We start from the raw sequence: 14,962 nt of genomic DNA on the forward strand, positions 1-14,962 counted from the left end.
ATAAACAACAAACATGTATACAAAAGCACGAGCGACGAATTATTTTATGGCTGGACGCACGGTGTACAAAAACAACAGCGAGAACCACGATGACCATCAACTCTGCTAAATCCTCTTCGCGAGCACGGCCCGAAGATGAGAATCTCGGCGTAACCGCCAATATCGCCTACGGCTTGCAACACGTACTGACCATGTACGGCGGCATCATCGCCGTGCCGCTGATCGTCGGCCAGGCGGCCGGCCTCTCCCCGGCCGATATCGGCCTGCTGATCGCCGCCTCGTTGTTCGTCGGCGGCCTGGCGACATTGCTGCAGACCCTCGGCCTGCCATTCTTCGGTTGTCAGTTACCGCTGGTGCAGGGGGTTTCCTTCGCGGGCGTTTCCACCATGGTCGCCATCGTCAGTAGCGCCGGCGGCGGCGGGATGCCGGCGGTGCTCGGCGCCGTGATCAGCGCGGCGTTTATCGGCTTTCTGATTACGCCGATATTCTCCAAGATCATCAAATTCTTCCCGCCGCTGGTGACCGGGATCGTGATCACCACCATCGGCCTGACCCTGATGCCGGTCGCCGCACGCTGGGCGATGGGCGGCAACAGCCGCGCCGAGGATTTCGGCAGCATGGCCAATATCGGTCTGGCGGCGTTCACCCTGGCGGTGGTCTTGCTGCTGAGCAAACTGGGCAGCGCGGCGATTTCCCGGCTGTCCATTCTGCTGGCGATGGTGATCGGCACCCTGGTCGCCTTCAGCCTCGGCATGGCCGACTTCTCCAAGGTCGGCGATGGCCCGCTGATGGCCTTCCCCACCCCCTTGCACTTCGGCATGCCGACCTTCGAAATCGCCGCGATCATCTCGATGCTGATCGTGATCATGGTGACCCTGGTGGAAACCTCCGCGGACATCCTCGCGGTTGGCGACATCATTGGTACCAAGGTGGACTCACGCCGCCTCGGCAATGGCCTGCGCGCCGACATGCTCTCCAGCATGCTCGCGCCAATCTTCGGCTCCTTCACCCAGAGCGCCTTCGCCCAGAACGTCGGCCTGGTCGCGGTAACCGGGGTGAAGAGCCGCTACGTGGTGGCGACCGGCGGACTGATTCTGGTCACCCTGGGACTGCTGCCGGTGATGGGCCGCGTCATCGCCGCCGTACCGACCTCGGTACTCGGTGGCGCCGGCATCGTGCTGTTCGGCACGGTCGCGGCCAGTGGCATTCGCAGCCTGGCCAAGGTCGATTACCGCAACAACATGAACCTGATCATCGTCGCCACCTCCATCGGCTTCGGTATGCTGCCGATTGCCGCGCCGGCGTTCTACGATCACTTCCCTAGCTGGTTCGCCACGATCTTCCACTCCGGCATCAGCTCGGCGGCGATCATGGCGATCCTGCTGAACCTGATTTTCAACCACTTCACCCTGGGCAATTCGGATCAACAGTCGGTGTTCGTCGCCGGCACCGAGCGCACCCTGCGCCATCAGGATATTGCCGCCTTGAGTGATGGCGATCACTTCGTCGATGGCAAGCTCTTCGATGTGGAAGGCAACGAAATACCGGTGGTTGACGAAGACGCCGCAGCCGTAGCCACCCACGCGCCAACCCTCAGAACGGCGGCGCCGAGCAGCACCAGCTGATGTCCGGGTGCGGATGCGCGGGCCTCGTCTAGACCCGCTATGAACGGGCACCCCCAGGGGTGCCCGTTCTGCTTTGTGCTGCCCTGCACCAGGCCTTCCAGGCACTGTGGCGGCGCCTGCCACCGATACACTGAAACTTCCAGACAAGCGGTACTCAGGCGTCGCCCATCACAGGGTCTAACCCTGACTAGCCGATTGCTGCGAGGGTCAGCCATGCCCACGAACCATCCCGAACTCACCGACCTGCTGCGTCAAGCGCAGACACTGGACGAACAGCTGCCGACGGCGGGCGACCCCACTCACTATCGCCAGCCGCTGCCAGCGGTGTTCCAGGCCTTGCAGCTGCACGCCAAGCAGTCGGGCGCCTGGTGCCCGAGACGCGCCGGGGTTGACGCGCCGCCGCACCACAACAAGAGCCCGTGACCCGCAAGCGCGGCAAACACCGTGACACTTTCCTGACCACGCGAGGCAGAGTCCTGCGTTGCAACTGGTCGAACGCCCGCCCCGACTGGCGTCGATACAGCCAGTGCGCTGTCGCAAAATAAAGACTCTTCGCGGATTGGCGTGAAACAAGGTCGTGGTTAGCAGGCAAGCGCAGCCGCCTGGTAGCCTGGGTTTGCGGCGCAGGTCGTCGAGGTGCCGGCGACACACGTTGCCAAGCGACGCGTAACCCAGCGCGGCGTCGCCACTCGTGCCCGCACCGCGGGATTACCTCGCGCCCCATCCGGCAGCTTCGGCGGACCACCGCGCACGCGTCTCACCCAGCCGGGGCACCTGATGGATATTTCTGCTACATCACACCAGCGGGCCACTAGCCCAGCAGGCCCTCGGCATTCAGCGCGGCCTGCACCGCCGGACGCTCGCCGACCCGTTGCATGAACGCTTGCAGCTCGCTACAGCCGCTCAAGTCGAGCTTCAGATACGGCGCCCAACTGGCGATCACGAACAAATAGGCGTCCGCGGCGGTGAAGACCTCGCCGGTCAGGTACGACTTGCCGCGCAGCTGCTGCGAGACCCAGGTGAACTTCTTCTGCACGGCAGTGGAAAACTGCGCCTTGGCCTCGGCCTCCAGCGCCGGGTTGAACAAGGCGCCGGCGGTCTTGTGCAGTTCAGAGGTGATGTAGTTCTGCCACTCCATCACCCGGTAACGCGTCATGTCGCCGGCCTCTGGCATGAGATCCGCGCGACCCGCCAGGTCGCAGAGGTATTGGCAGATGACGGGGCCCTCGGTCAGCCGCGTGCCGTCGTCCAGTTCCAGCACGGGCACCGCGCCCTTGGGATTGATTCGATAGAAGTCGATGGTCTGCTCGGTCTCATGCTTGCTGAGGTCGACGCGTTCGAGGGTGAACGGCAATCCCGTCTCGTGCAGCACGATATGCACGGCGAGCGAGCAGGCTCCTGGGGCGTAATAGAGTTTCATGGTGAGGGCTCCGCATCATGGGCTGATGGGCGCGGGGGCGGTCGGCATGAGGATCGCGAAGGCCTGCGCCTGCTGCGGCCGACTCAGGGGAGGCGACAGCAGCGTGCGCCCCTGATACCGGCCCGGTCGCAGGCAACTCGCTCACAGGAAGACACGACTAAGAGCGGCGAGCGCTCGACGACCTACTACAGACAAGCATAGAGCGCTTTACGCGGTGCACCGGGCCGCTGGAGCAGCGGTAGGCCGGCGACTGACGAAATGCAGGCGGGTGAGCGCGGCAGGAGCGAGCAGCGCCCCCGCCTACGCGGAAAACTGGCGATCAGTAGTCGATGACCACGTCGCCCTTGGGCACACTGCAGCAGGAGAGGATAAAGCCTTCGGCGACGTCCTCGTCGGTGATCCCGCCGTTGTGGTCCATGTCCACCTCACCGGAGGTTTTCATCACCTTGCAGGTGCCGCAGATGCCCATGCCGCAGGCCTTGGGAATGTGCAGACCGAGCTTGGCGGCGGCCGCATGCACGGTCTCGCCCGGATCGATGCGAATGCTCTTGCCGGTGGCGATGAACTCCACCTGATGCTGGTCGGCCAGCGGCACCGGATCGGCGTCAGCGGCTTCGGCGGCCAATTCCTTGGCCTCCTCGCGGATATCCGCCGGCGTCGCGCCGAAGGACTCCTCGTGATAACGCGACATGTCGAAGCCATTGGCTTCGAGCAGGCGCTTGACCGCATTCATGTAGGGCGTGGGCCCGCAGCAGAAGATCTCCCGCTCCATAAAGTCCGGCGCCATCATGTGCATCATGGCCTGGTTGAGATAACCCCGGTAACCGGCCCAGGCCTCGCCCAAGCCGTGCTTCTCGCAGATGATGTGCAGGCTGAAGTTGTTGATCCGCGCCGCCATGTTTTCCAGCTCGCGGTGGTAGATCACGTCCTTCGGCGAACGTGCGCTGTGCACGAAGATCATGTCGACGTTGGCATTGGTGTCGTAGAACCAACGGGCCATGGACATCACCGGGGTAATGCCCACGCCGCCGCTGAGGTAGAGCACCTTGTCCGCCGGAAAGTCGATGGCGTTGAACAGCCCGACCGGGCCGTGCACCGGCACCTCGTCGCCTTCCTTGAGATTTTCGTGCAACCAGTTGGAGACCTTGCCGCCCGGCACCCGCTTGATCGTCACCGAGAAGCTGTAGGGCACCGCGGGCGAGCTAGAGATGGTGTAGGAGCGCATGACCGGCTGGCCGTCGATCTCCAATTCCAGGGTGACGAACTGCCCCGGTTTGAAGAAGTACAGCACCGGTTGCTCGGCCATGAAACAGAAGGTACGCACATCCCAGGTTTCCTGGATGACCTTGACGCAGCGCACCAAGTGGCGGCCATTGCTCCAGGTCTGCGTGGTGATGGGATTGAGGAATTCGTTCGACATGGTCGGGGCTCTCATGCGCGGCGGCCAAGTGCCGGCCTAGTGCTGCGAATTTTGCGCAACGGCAAATACAACCACTTACCTGCCAGCGACATCCACATACTTATCGCGACCTGCCACAGACCCCGCGACTTACCGCGTCGGGAACGGATTCAGGCATGTCGCCCATAGATAAGATTAGCAGCGCGCTCGCCGCCACACTCTCCATCAGCCGAAACAGAATTACCAACGCGCCCGACCATCGCTTCAATGTAGCAATCGCCAGTCGGCAGGCGACATACGAGCGGTCAGTCAAACCGCCTTGCGTAGCAACCGAAACAGCCACTTTTTGCGGCGTTCGCACCGCGAGCCGCCATTGAGGAGTTACCGATGGACGTCACTTCCACCCTGAGCCTGGGCGATCCACTAGAGCCCGCACGCAAGGCCACCGCCGAGATGCTGCAGACCCGCGAGCGCACTTTCTCGCTGCCACAGCCGTTCTATAACGACGAACGCCTGTTCCAGATCGACATGCAGGAAATCTTCCACAAGGAATGGTTGATCGCCGGCATGACCTGCGAGATCCCGACCAAGGGCAACTATTTGACCCTGCAGATCGGCGACAACCCGATCATCATCATCCGCGGCGCCGAGGGCGTGGTGCATGCCTTCCACAACGTCTGCCGCCACCGCGGTTCGCGCCTGTGCACCAGCGACAAGGGTAAAGTGGCCAAGCTGGTCTGCCACTACCACCAGTGGACCTATGAACTGGACGGCCGCCTGCTGTTCGCCGGCACCGAGATGGGCGCCGACTTCGACATGAAGGAATACGGCCTCAAGCCGGTGCACTGCAAGACCGCCGGCGGCTTCGTCTTCATCAGCCTGGCGGAGAACCCGCCGGCGATCGACGAGTTCCTCGCCACCCTGGCTCACTACATGGAGCCCTACGACATGGAGAACACCAAGGTGGCGGTGCAGAGCACCATGCGCGAGCAGGCCAACTGGAAGCTGGTGCTGGAGAACAACCGCGAGTGCTACCACTGCAACGGTGCCCACCCGGAACTGCTGAAGAGCCTGCTGGAGTGGGACGACGTCACCGACCCGCGCGCCGACCAGGCGTTCAAGGACCACGTCGCCGAATCCGCTGCCAAGTGGGAAGCCGAGAAGATCCCCTACGCCCACGCCAGCTTCGGCCTGCGTAACCGCATCGTGCGCATGCCACTGCTCAAGGGCACCGAATCCATGACCATGGACGGCAAGCCGGGCAGCAAGAAACTCATGGGCCGGATCAAGAACCCGGAACTCGGCTCGATGCGCATCCTGCACCTGCCGCATTCATGGAACCACTGCATGGGCGATCACCTGATCAACTTCACCGTGTGGCCGATCAGCGCCCAGGAAACCATCGTCGTTACCAAGTGGCTGGTGCACAAGGATGCGGTCGAAGGCGTCGACTACGACGTTGAGCGCCTGCGCCAGGTGTGGGATGCGACCAACGACCAGGACCGTCGCCTGGGCGAAGAGAACCAGCGCGGCATCAACTCCACCGCCTATCAGCCGGGCCCCTACTCGAAGACCTACGAGTTCGGCGTGGTCAACTTTATCGACTGGTACAGCGCCAGCATGCTGAAGCACCTCGGCGCGGCGCCGGCGCCCTACCTGCGCGAAGTCGCGGTGGATTAATCCAGGCGGCCAGGCGAGGCCTTCCCGCGCCTCGCCCCGCTGACCGTTTATGACCTGTGCCCGCTTAATCAGGCACAGGCCAACCTCATCACACTATGCCCTCTGGGCACACTCGCCTCTTTCCAGGTCAACGGCCCTGGCAAGGGGCATTTTTTTGCCTGTCGACCAAGGGTTAAGCCGAACCACAGCGCTGGCAAGCTGGACCATTGGCCCGCGGGGTAACCCAGCGGCCTTGTAGCCCGGATGCAATCCGGGGAACGGATGTGCAGCTGCAGGCGCTTCCCGGCTTGCATCCGAGCTACGGGAGGACAGCCACCGGTTATCGGGTCCACGCCAGCGCCTGGACGCCCTCGCGATGGACATGCCCTTCACCAACCTCACCCTGCACCCGCGCACTCGGCAGGGCTGGCGGGCTCGAATCGCAGCAAAGCGACCTGCAACCCGGCAGCCCGCCTGGCGGGTTTCCGGTGGCTTACCCATTCGCGACCTCGGCTTGACGCTTTCGGCAATACCCCAGTCGCTTTTGCACGATAGCGGCAACCCCCTCGGGGATATGCTGCCCCCAATAGCGCCGGCAGCGGGTTCGGCGCGTATAGCTTCCGACTCGTAGTCGTATACAAAGGGGACAGCCTGATGAGCCCAGCCGAATTGCACGCCGACAGCATCGTCATCGATGGTCTGATTATCGCCAAGTGGAACCGTGAACTGTTCGAAGACATGCGCAAAGGCGGCCTGACCGCGGCCAACTGCACGGTCTCGGTGTGGGAAGGTTTCCAGGCGACGGTCAACAGCATCACCGCCAGCAACAAACTGATTCGCGACAACAGCGATCTGGTGATGCCGGTGCGCACCACCGCCGACATCCATGCGGCCAAGGCCCAGGGCAAGACCGGCATCCTCTACGGTTTCCAGAACGCCCACGCGTTCGAGGACCAGATCGGCTACGTCGAGGTGTTCAAGCAGCTCGGCGTCGGTATCGTGCAGATGTGCTACAACACCCAGAACCTGGTCGGCACCGGCTGTTACGAGCGTGACGGCGGCCTGTCTGGCTTCGGCCGCGAGATCGTCGCCGAGATGAACCGCGTCGGCATCATGTGCGACCTGTCCCACGTCGGCAGCAAGACCAGCGAGGAAGTCATCCTCGAATCTCAGAAGCCGGTGTGCTACTCGCACTGCCTGCCCTCCGGCCTGAAAGAACACCCGCGCAACAAGTCCGACGCGGAACTGAAGTTCATCGCCGACCACGGCGGTTTCGTCGGTGTGACCATGTTCGCGCCCTTCCTCGCCAAGGGCATCGACTCGACCATCGACGACTACGCCGAAGCCATCGAGTACGTGATGAACCTGGTCGGTGAAGACGCCATCGGCATCGGCACCGACTTCACCCAGGGCCACGGCCAGGACTTCTTCGAGTACCTGACCCACGACAAGGGCTACGCCCGCCGCCTGACCAGCTTCGGCAAGATCGTCAACCCGCTGGGTATCCGCACCGTCGGCGAGTTCCCCAACCTGACCGAGACCCTGCTCAAGCGCGGCATGCCCGAGCGCACAGTGCGCAAGGTCATGGGCGAGAACTGGGTACGCGTATTGAAAGACGTCTGGGGCGAATAAACCCCTACACATGGCACGAACGAATGTGGGAGGGGCTTTAGCCGCGACTTGCCCCGAAGGGGCAGCGCTCTTGAGAGCAGCGCGGCTAAAGCCCCTCCCACGAATCAAACAAGATTCTGGAGTCTGAATATATGGCCACCCACGCCCCTGAAATGCCCATCGAAGTCGACAGCGAAACCGGCGTCTGGACCACCGACGCCCTGCCGATGCTCTACGTACCGCGGCATTTCTTCGTCAACAACCATATCGGCATCGAGGAAGTGCTGGGCGCCGACGCCTATGCCGAAATCCTCTACAAGGCCGGCTACAAGTCCGCCTGGCACTGGTGCGAGAAAGAAGCCGAGTGCCACGGCCTTAGCGGCGTAGCGGTGTTCGAGCACTACATGAAGCGCCTGTCGCAGCGCGGCTGGGGCCTGTTCAAGATCCAGTCGATCGACCTCGACAAAGGCACCTGCGAGGTGCGCCTGGATCACTCCGCCTTCGTCTACGTCTACGGCCAGTGCGGGCGCATGGTCGACTACATGTTCACCGGCTGGTTCGCCGGCGCCATGGACCAGATTCTGCAGGCCCAGGGCAGCAGCATCCGCACCCGTGCCGAACAGGTCTACGGCGCTTCGCAAGAAGGCCACGACCACGGTCTTTTCGTCGTCAAGCCGCTCTAAGTCGAGGAACGCATCATGGCCTTCGAAGCAATGTTCCAGCCGATCCAGATCGGCAAACTGACCATCCGTAACCGTATCGTGTCCACCGCCCACGCCGAGGTCATGGCCACCGATGGCGGCATGACCACCGAGCGTTACGTCAAGTACTACGAAGAGAAGGCCAAGGGCGGCGTCGGCCTGGCCATCTGCGGCGGCTCCTCGGTGGTCTCCATCGACAGCCCACATGGCTGGTGGAGCTCGGTGAACCTGTCCACCGACCGCATCATCCCGCACTTCCAGAACCTCGCCGACGCCATGCACAAGCATGGCGCCAAGATCATGATCCAGATTACCCACATGGGCCGTCGCTCGCGCTGGGATGGTTTCGACTGGCCGACCCTGATGTCGCCGTCCGGCATCCGTGAACCGGTACACCGCGCGACCTGCAAGACCATCGAACCGGAAGAGATGTGGCGCATCATCGGTGACTTCGCCAAGGCGGCGGCCCGGGCCAAGGCCGGCGGCCTGGACGGCGTCGAACTGTCGGCCGTGCACCAGCACATGATCGACCAGTTCTGGAGCCCGCGGGTCAACAAGCGCACCGACGAATGGGGCGGCACCTTCGAGGGCCGCATGAAGTTCGGCCTGGAAGTGCTCAAGGCCGTGCGCAAGGAAGTCGGCGACGACTTCTGCGTGGGCCTGCGTATCTCCGGCGACGAGTTCCACCCGGACGGCTTGTCCCACGAGGACATGAAGCAGATCGCCAAGTATTACGACGACACCGGCTTGCTCGATTTTATCGGCGTGGTCGGCTCCGGCGCCGATACCCACAACACCCTGGCCAACGTCATCCCCAACATGAGCTTCCCGCCCGAGCCGTTCCTGCACCTGGCGGCCGGCATCAAGGAAGTGGTCAAGGTACCGGTGCTGCACGCGCAGAACATCAAGGACCCGAACCAGGCCACCCGCATCCTCGAGGGCGGTTACGTCGACATGGTCGGCATGACCCGCGCGTTCATCGCCGACCCGCACCTGATCGCCAAGGTCAAGATGGGCCAGGTCGACCAGATCAAGCAGTGCGTCGGTGCCAACTACTGCATCGACCGCCAGTACCAGGGCCTGGACGTACTGTGCATCCAGAACGCCGCGACCTCGCGTGAATACATGGGGTTGCCGCACATCATCGAGAAGACCACCGGCGTCAAGCGCAAGGTGGTAGTGGTCGGTGGTGGTCCAGCCGGCATGGAAGCGGCGCGCGTCGCGGCCGAACGTGGCCACGACGTCACCCTGTTCGAGAAGAAGGATCAGCTTGGCGGGCAGATCACCACCGCCTCCAAGGCGCCGCAACGTGACCAGATCGCCGGCATCACCCGCTGGTACCAGCTGGAACTGGCGCGCCTGAAAATCGACCTGCGCCTGGGCACCGGTGCCGATCACGCGAGCATCATGGACCTGCGTCCGGATGTGGTGGTGCTGGCCAACGGCGGTCATCCGTTCCTCGAGCAGAACGAGCACTGGGGCGCGGCCGAAGGCCTGGTGGTGAGCAGCTGGGACGTCCTCGACGGCAAGGTCGCACCGGGCAAGAACGTGCTGGTATACGACACCATCTGTGAATTCACCGGCATGTCGGTCGCAGACTTCATCGCCGACAAGGGCAGTCAGGTCGAGATCGTCACCGACGACATCAAGCCGGGTGTAGGCATGGGCGGCACCTCGTTCCCGACGGCCTACCGCAGCATGTACCCGAAGGGCGTGATCATGACCAGCGACATGATGCTGGAAAAGGTCTACCGCGAGGGCGACAAGCTGGTGGCGGTGCTGGAGAACGAATACACCGGCGCCCAGGAAGAGCGCGTGGTCGACCAGGTGGTGGTGGAGAACGGCGTACGTCCGGACGAAACGCTGTACTACGCACTCAAGGAAGGTTCGCGCAACAAGGGCCAGATCGACGTCGAAGCGCTGTTCGCGATCAAGCCGCAGCCTTGCCTGTCCGAGCCCGGCGACGGCTATCTGCTGTTCCGCATCGGCGACTGCGTGGCTCAGCGCAACACCCATGCGGCGATCTATGACGCGCTGCGTCTGTGCAAGGATTTCTAACGGCTTGTGGCTAACACTGTGGGAGCGGGCTTGCCCGCGAAAGGGGCGAGACGGAGCGACTGAGTAACCGAGTCGCCTGCTTCGCGGGCACGCCCGCTCCCACGGCAATCGGCAAGGCATCCAGGTATTTCCGCCTGCAAGACCCGAGTGTCTTTGGGAGCTCCACAATGTTGAACACCATTCTTCCTATTCTGCTGTTCGCCGCACTGGCGCTCGCCGTGCTCGGTGCCGGCAAGCGCTTCCTGATGTGGCGGCGCGGCAAGCCGGCCAAGGTTGACTGGCTCGGCGGTCTGCTGGCCATGCCACGCCGCTATCTGGTCGACCTGCACCACGTGGTCGAGCGCGACAAGTACATGTCCAGGACCCACGTGGCCACCGCCGGCGGCTTCGTCCTGGCCGCCGTTCTGGCGGTCATCGTGCACGGTTTCGGCCTGCACAACCGCATCCTCGGCTTCGCCCTGCTGGGCGCCACCGTGCTGATGTTCGTCGGCGCGCTGTTCGTCGCCAAGCGGCGGCGCAATCCGCCGGCACGGCTGTCGAAAGGCCCGTGGAATCGCCTGCCGAAAAGCCTGCTGATGTTCTCGGTGAGCTTCTTCATCGCCACCCTGCCGGTGGCCGGGATTCTGCCGCACGATTTCGGCGGCTGGTTCCTCGCCCTGATTCTCAGTGTCGGCGTGGCCTGGGGCGTGTCCGAGCTGTTCTTCGGCATGACCTGGGGCGGCCCGATGAAGCACGCCTTCGCCGGTGCCCTGCACCTGGCTTGGCACCGCCGCAGCGAACGCTTCGGTGGCGGTCGCTCGACCGGCCTCAAGGCGCTGAACCTGGATGACCCGAACGCCTCGCTGGGCGTGGAAAAACCCACCGACTTCACTTGGAACCAATTGCTCGGCTTCGACGCCTGCGTGCAGTGCGGCAAGTGCGAGGCGGTGTGCCCGGCCTTCGCCGCCGGCCAGCCGCTGAACCCGAAGAAGCTGATCCAGGACATGGTCATCGGCCTGGCCGGTGGCACCGACGCCAACTTCGCCGGCAGTCCCTACCCAGGCATCCCCCTGGGTGAGCACGGCGGCGGCCCGCACCAGCCGATCGTCAACCTGCAGGGCAAGGCCCTGGTCGAGGCCGACACGCTGTGGTCCTGCACCACCTGCCGCGCCTGCGTCGAGGAGTGCCCGATGATGATCGAGCACGTCGATGCCATCGTCGACATGCGCCGTCACCTGACCCTGGAAAAAGGCGCCACGCCGAACAAGGGCGCCGAAGTCCTCGACAACCTGATCGCCACCGACAACCCCGGCGGCTTCGCCCCCGGCGGCCGCCTGAACTGGGCCGCCGACCTCAATCTGCCGTTGATGAGCGAGAAGAAGCAGACCGACGTGTTGTTCTGGGTCGGCGACGGTGCCTTCGACATGCGCAACCAACGCACCCTGCGCGCCTTCGTCAAAGTGCTGAAGGCGGCCAACGTCGACTTCGCCGTACTCGGCCTGGAAGAGCGCGACAGCGGCGACGTGGCGCGCCGCCTGGGCGACGAAGCGACCTTCCAGAGCCTGGCCAAGCGCAACATCGCCAGCCTGGCGCAGTACCGCTTCAACAAGATCGTCAGCTGCGATCCGCACAGCTTCCACGTGCTGAAAAACGAATACGGCGCCCTCGGCGGTAACTATCAGGTGCTGCACCACAGCACCTACATGGAAGAGTTGATCGCCGGCCAGCAACTCAACCTGGGTCAGCACAAGGGCGGCAGCGTCACCTACCACGACCCCTGCTACCTCGGCCGCTACAACGGCGAGTACGAGGCCCCGCGCAACGTGCTCAAGGCTATCGGCATCGAGGTCAAGGAGATGGAACGTTCCGGCTTCCGCTCGCGCTGCTGCGGTGGTGGCGGCGGCGCGCCGATCACCGACATTCCCGGCAAGCAGCGGATCCCCGACATGCGCATGGTCGACATCAAGGAGACCGGTGCCGAACTGGTGGCCGTAGGCTGCCCGCAGTGCACCGCGATGCTCGAAGGCGTGGTCGAACCGCGGCCACAGATCAAAGACATCGCCGAGCTGGTCGCCGACGTTCTGATCGAGGCGCCCGCCGCGCCCAAGCAGCCGGCTGCTGCCCTGGAGGTTAACTGATGAGCGATATTATCCGCCGCGACCCGCGAGCCGAGTGGATCGCCCGTAACCGCTTGCACCCGCTGCACGCCTCGCTGCAAACGGCACAGACCAGCTGGATGGGGCCCAACGGCCTGATCCGCAAGAACCCGCACGCGGTCGGTTTCATCGGCCCCAACGGCCTCAAACGCATCGACCGCAGCGGCGCCCAGCAAGGCGGCAGCGGCAAACGCACGACCGCCGCGGCCGTGGTGCAACTGCCGCTGCATATCATCGAACAGCCGGCCTTCCACATCGTGGTGGTACCGGACATGGTCGGCGGCCGCCTCAGCAGCCACGACAAGGACCTGCTCGGTCTGGCCAACAAGTTGGCCGGCAGCGAGGGCGCGGTGGTCGCGGTGGTCTTCGGTGAGCACAAGGAGAACGCCTTCGACACCGCCGGCGTCGACCGCCTGCTGCATCTCCAGGGCGAAGATTTCGAAGGCTACGCCCCGGAACAGCGCGTCCTGGCCCTCAGCGCGGTGGAACGCCAGCTGGCTCCGCGCCACTGGCTGATCCCGGACAGCCGCACCGGCGGCGGCGAACTCGGCCGGCGTCTGGCGGCCAAACTCGGCGAACGCCCGGCCACGCGCATCTGGCAAGTCGCCGACGGCCAGTGCATCGGCCGCGCCGGCGCCGGCCGCGAAGACCTGGCCCGCCGCGCACCGCGACTGATTCTGGCCGCGGCCGAATGCGCCGATCCGGTTGGCGATACCCGCCACGAAGTGCGCGCGCTCGAGCTGCAGGAAAACATCGTGCAGAGCCTGCCGCGCCTCGACAACCTCGGCGCGGTGGCCGTCAACCCGGCACTGATCCCCATGGCGGAAGCCGAGTTCATTCTCTCCGGTGGTAACGGCGTCCAGGATTGGACCCAGTTCCACCAGGCCGCCGAAGCCCTCGGCGCCACCGAAGGCGCCTCACGGGTCGCGGTCGACGATGGCTTCATGCCGCGTGACCGTCAGGTCGGCGCCACCGGCACCTGGGTCACCGCGCGGGTCTATATGGCGGTGGGTATTTCCGGCGCCATTCAGCACCTGCAAGGCATCGGCGCCTGCGACAAGGTGGTGGCGATCAACATGGACCCCGGCTGCGACATGATCAAACGCGCCGATCTCTCGGTGATCGGCGATTCGGCGGCGATCCTCCAGGCGCTGATCGAACGGGTCACCGAATTCCGTCAGGGAGGTGCGCGCGATGCCGCATAACACGCTGAACATCATCACCCTGGTTTCCGTCGGCGCTCACCCGACCTCGGGCCGCGCCCGTCGCGCCGAGCAGGATGCCCGCGCCGTCGAACTGGGCCTGCGCCTGGCTGGCGAGCGCCTGCGCGTGCTGCACGCCGGCGATCCCAAGGAAGAAGCCCTGCGCACCTACCTGGGCATGGGCCTGGCGGAAATGACCGTACTCCAACAACCGCCACAGGCCGACGCCCTGCCCGCGCTCAGCGACTACCTGCGCGCAGCCGGTGCCCAGCTGGTGCTGACCGGCAGCCAGGCAGAAACCGGCGAAGGCTCGGGCATGCTGCCCTACCTGCTGGCCGAGCAACTGGGCTGGCCGCTGGTGGTTGGACTGGCCGAAGTGGAAAGCGTGACCGACGGCGTCGCCCAGGTCCTGCAAGCGCTGCCCCGTGGCCAACGACGTCGCCTGCAGGTGCGCCTGCCGTTCCTCGCCAGCGTCGACAATGCCGCACCGACCGCTCGCCAGAGCGCCTTCGGCCCGGCCCGACGCGGGCAGTTGCAGGTGCAAGCCGTGGACGTGGTGGCAGACGCCCTGTTCAGCGAAGCGCAGTTGCAACCTGCCCGACCGCGACCGAAACGCCTCAAGGTGATCAAGGCCAAGACCGGCGCCGAGCGGATGAAAGCGGCCACCGCGAAAGCCTCTGGCGGCGGCGGACAGGTGCTCAAGGACCTCTCGCCAGAAGCCGGTGCCGAGGCTATTCTCAAGCTGCTGACGGATGAAGGTGTGCTGCGCTGAGCGCAGCCCTGACAGGGGAAAATAACCATGATGCATGCCGACCTGATCGACCAGGAAGACTTACGCGAGCGGCTGGTGGCCCTAGGCCTGAGCATCCCTTCGGGGGTCAGTGCCGAGCAAGCCTGCAGCTACGCGGTCAGCGGCCTCAGCCCGGAACGGGCGGCGGCCTTGAAGCAGCTGGTGGAAGAACTGCTGGGCGGCAACGCCACCCTGCTGCCGGCCGTGCGCGAAGCGATTTCGCGCACCCTGCTACCGGCCCTGATCCCTCACTGAGACCAGGCTGCGACAGCCGCGCAGGCTGGGTTAGCGGCGCATATCGTCGGGCCGCAGACGGCGCACTGTTCCGAGCACCGCGTAGGCGCCTAACCCCGCCGACGAAA

Annotated in this window: 12 protein-coding genes; 10 read left to right on the forward strand and 2 right to left on the reverse strand. The window is 64.4% G+C overall.

What is annotated here, in order from left to right; all coding sequences use genetic code 11:
• Positions 1-89: 89 nt before the first annotated feature.
• Both FBY03_RS17475 and FBY03_RS17480 read left to right on the forward strand, forming a co-directional pair.
• A complete protein-coding gene (locus FBY03_RS17475; protein ID WP_147173636.1) occupies positions 90-1,625 on the forward strand; it encodes a nucleobase:cation symporter-2 family protein in 1,536 nt (511 codons plus the stop codon).
• 213 nt (positions 1,626-1,838) lie between these two features.
• Positions 1,839-2,048 (forward strand): hypothetical protein, encoded by a 210-nt coding sequence (locus FBY03_RS17480; RefSeq protein ID WP_147173637.1) that lies wholly within the window; start codon positions 1,839-1,841, stop codon positions 2,046-2,048.
• Positions 2,049-2,436: 388 nt separating this feature from the next.
• Here FBY03_RS17480 and gstA read toward each other — a convergent pair whose 3' ends face one another.
• Positions 2,437-3,045, reverse strand: a complete 609-nt coding sequence (gene gstA, locus FBY03_RS17485; protein ID WP_147173638.1) for a glutathione transferase GstA — start codon at positions 3,043-3,045, stop codon at positions 2,437-2,439.
• A 319-nt stretch (positions 3,046-3,364) separates the two neighbouring features.
• Positions 3,365-4,465, reverse strand: a complete 1,101-nt coding sequence (gene gbcB / locus FBY03_RS17490) for a glycine-betaine demethylase subunit GbcB (RefSeq protein WP_147173639.1) — start codon at positions 4,463-4,465, stop codon at positions 3,365-3,367.
• A 366-nt stretch (positions 4,466-4,831) separates the two neighbouring features.
• On the opposite strand from gbcB, the gene gbcA reads away from it, so the two are divergent.
• From gbcA to FBY03_RS17530, 8 genes are all read left to right on the forward strand, one after another.
• On the forward strand, positions 4,832-6,124 hold the full coding sequence (gene gbcA / locus FBY03_RS17495) for a glycine-betaine demethylase subunit GbcA (protein WP_025163333.1): 1,293 nt from the start codon (positions 4,832-4,834) through the stop codon (positions 6,122-6,124).
• A gap of 633 nt (positions 6,125-6,757) precedes the next feature.
• Positions 6,758-7,735 carry a dipeptidase gene (locus tag FBY03_RS17500; RefSeq protein ID WP_147173640.1) on the forward strand — a complete coding sequence of 326 codons (978 nt, stop codon included), beginning with the start codon at positions 6,758-6,760 and terminating at the stop codon, positions 7,733-7,735.
• Between the two features lie 131 nt (positions 7,736-7,866).
• Positions 7,867-8,397, forward strand: coding sequence for a 4-vinyl reductase (locus FBY03_RS17505; protein ID WP_147173641.1), 531 nt, complete (start codon positions 7,867-7,869; stop codon positions 8,395-8,397).
• 15 nt (positions 8,398-8,412) lie between these two features.
• On the forward strand, positions 8,413-10,473 hold the full coding sequence (dgcA, locus tag FBY03_RS17510) for a dimethylglycine demethylation protein DgcA (RefSeq protein ID WP_147173642.1): 2,061 nt from the start codon (positions 8,413-8,415) through the stop codon (positions 10,471-10,473).
• Between the two features lie 167 nt (positions 10,474-10,640).
• Positions 10,641-12,590, forward strand: coding sequence for a dimethylglycine demethylation protein DgcB (gene dgcB / locus FBY03_RS17515; RefSeq protein ID WP_147173643.1), 1,950 nt, complete (start codon positions 10,641-10,643; stop codon positions 12,588-12,590).
• On the forward strand, positions 12,590-13,813 hold the full coding sequence (locus FBY03_RS17520) for an electron transfer flavoprotein subunit alpha/FixB family protein (RefSeq protein ID WP_147173644.1): 1,224 nt from the start codon (positions 12,590-12,592) through the stop codon (positions 13,811-13,813). The genes dgcB and FBY03_RS17520 overlap by 1 nt, the downstream gene beginning before the upstream one ends.
• Complete coding sequence (locus tag FBY03_RS17525; protein ID WP_147173645.1) at positions 13,803-14,582, forward strand: electron transfer flavoprotein subunit beta; 780 nt, start codon at positions 13,803-13,805, stop codon at positions 14,580-14,582. The genes FBY03_RS17520 and FBY03_RS17525 overlap by 11 nt, the downstream gene beginning before the upstream one ends.
• 27 nt (positions 14,583-14,609) lie before the next feature.
• On the forward strand, positions 14,610-14,855 hold the full coding sequence (locus FBY03_RS17530; RefSeq protein WP_147173646.1) for a hypothetical protein: 246 nt from the start codon (positions 14,610-14,612) through the stop codon (positions 14,853-14,855).
• The last annotated feature ends 107 nt before the right edge of the window (positions 14,856-14,962 follow it).

Origin of the sequence: Pseudomonas sp. SJZ079 (assembly GCF_007993865.1) — a bacterium.
Classification (GTDB): domain Bacteria; phylum Pseudomonadota; class Gammaproteobacteria; order Pseudomonadales; family Pseudomonadaceae; genus Aquipseudomonas.

What these genes read in the sequence shown, in the direction of transcription:
- FBY03_RS17525 (WP_147173645.1), top strand. Translation starts at nt 13,803, where the DNA reads ATGCCGCATAACACGCTGAACATCATCACCCTGGTTTCCGTCGGCGCT.
- dgcB (WP_147173643.1), top strand. Translation starts at nt 10,641, where the DNA reads ATGTTGAACACCATTCTTCCTATTCTGCTGTTCGCCGCACTGGCGCTC.
- FBY03_RS17480 (WP_147173637.1), top strand. Translation starts at nt 1,839, where the DNA reads ATGCCCACGAACCATCCCGAACTCACCGACCTGCTGCGTCAAGCGCAG.
- FBY03_RS17500 (WP_147173640.1), top strand. Translation starts at nt 6,758, where the DNA reads ATGAGCCCAGCCGAATTGCACGCCGACAGCATCGTCATCGATGGTCTG.
- gbcB (WP_147173639.1), bottom strand. Translation starts at nt 4,465, where the DNA reads ATGTCGAACGAATTCCTCAATCCCATCACCACGCAGACCTGGAGCAAT.
- FBY03_RS17475 (WP_147173636.1), top strand. Translation starts at nt 90, where the DNA reads ATGACCATCAACTCTGCTAAATCCTCTTCGCGAGCACGGCCCGAAGAT.
- FBY03_RS17530 (WP_147173646.1), top strand. Translation starts at nt 14,610, where the DNA reads ATGATGCATGCCGACCTGATCGACCAGGAAGACTTACGCGAGCGGCTG.
- FBY03_RS17505 (WP_147173641.1), top strand. Translation starts at nt 7,867, where the DNA reads ATGGCCACCCACGCCCCTGAAATGCCCATCGAAGTCGACAGCGAAACC.
- FBY03_RS17520 (WP_147173644.1), top strand. Translation starts at nt 12,590, where the DNA reads ATGAGCGATATTATCCGCCGCGACCCGCGAGCCGAGTGGATCGCCCGT.
- dgcA (WP_147173642.1), top strand. Translation starts at nt 8,413, where the DNA reads ATGGCCTTCGAAGCAATGTTCCAGCCGATCCAGATCGGCAAACTGACC.
- gbcA (WP_025163333.1), top strand. Translation starts at nt 4,832, where the DNA reads ATGGACGTCACTTCCACCCTGAGCCTGGGCGATCCACTAGAGCCCGCA.
- gstA (WP_147173638.1), bottom strand. Translation starts at nt 3,045, where the DNA reads ATGAAACTCTATTACGCCCCAGGAGCCTGCTCGCTCGCCGTGCATATC.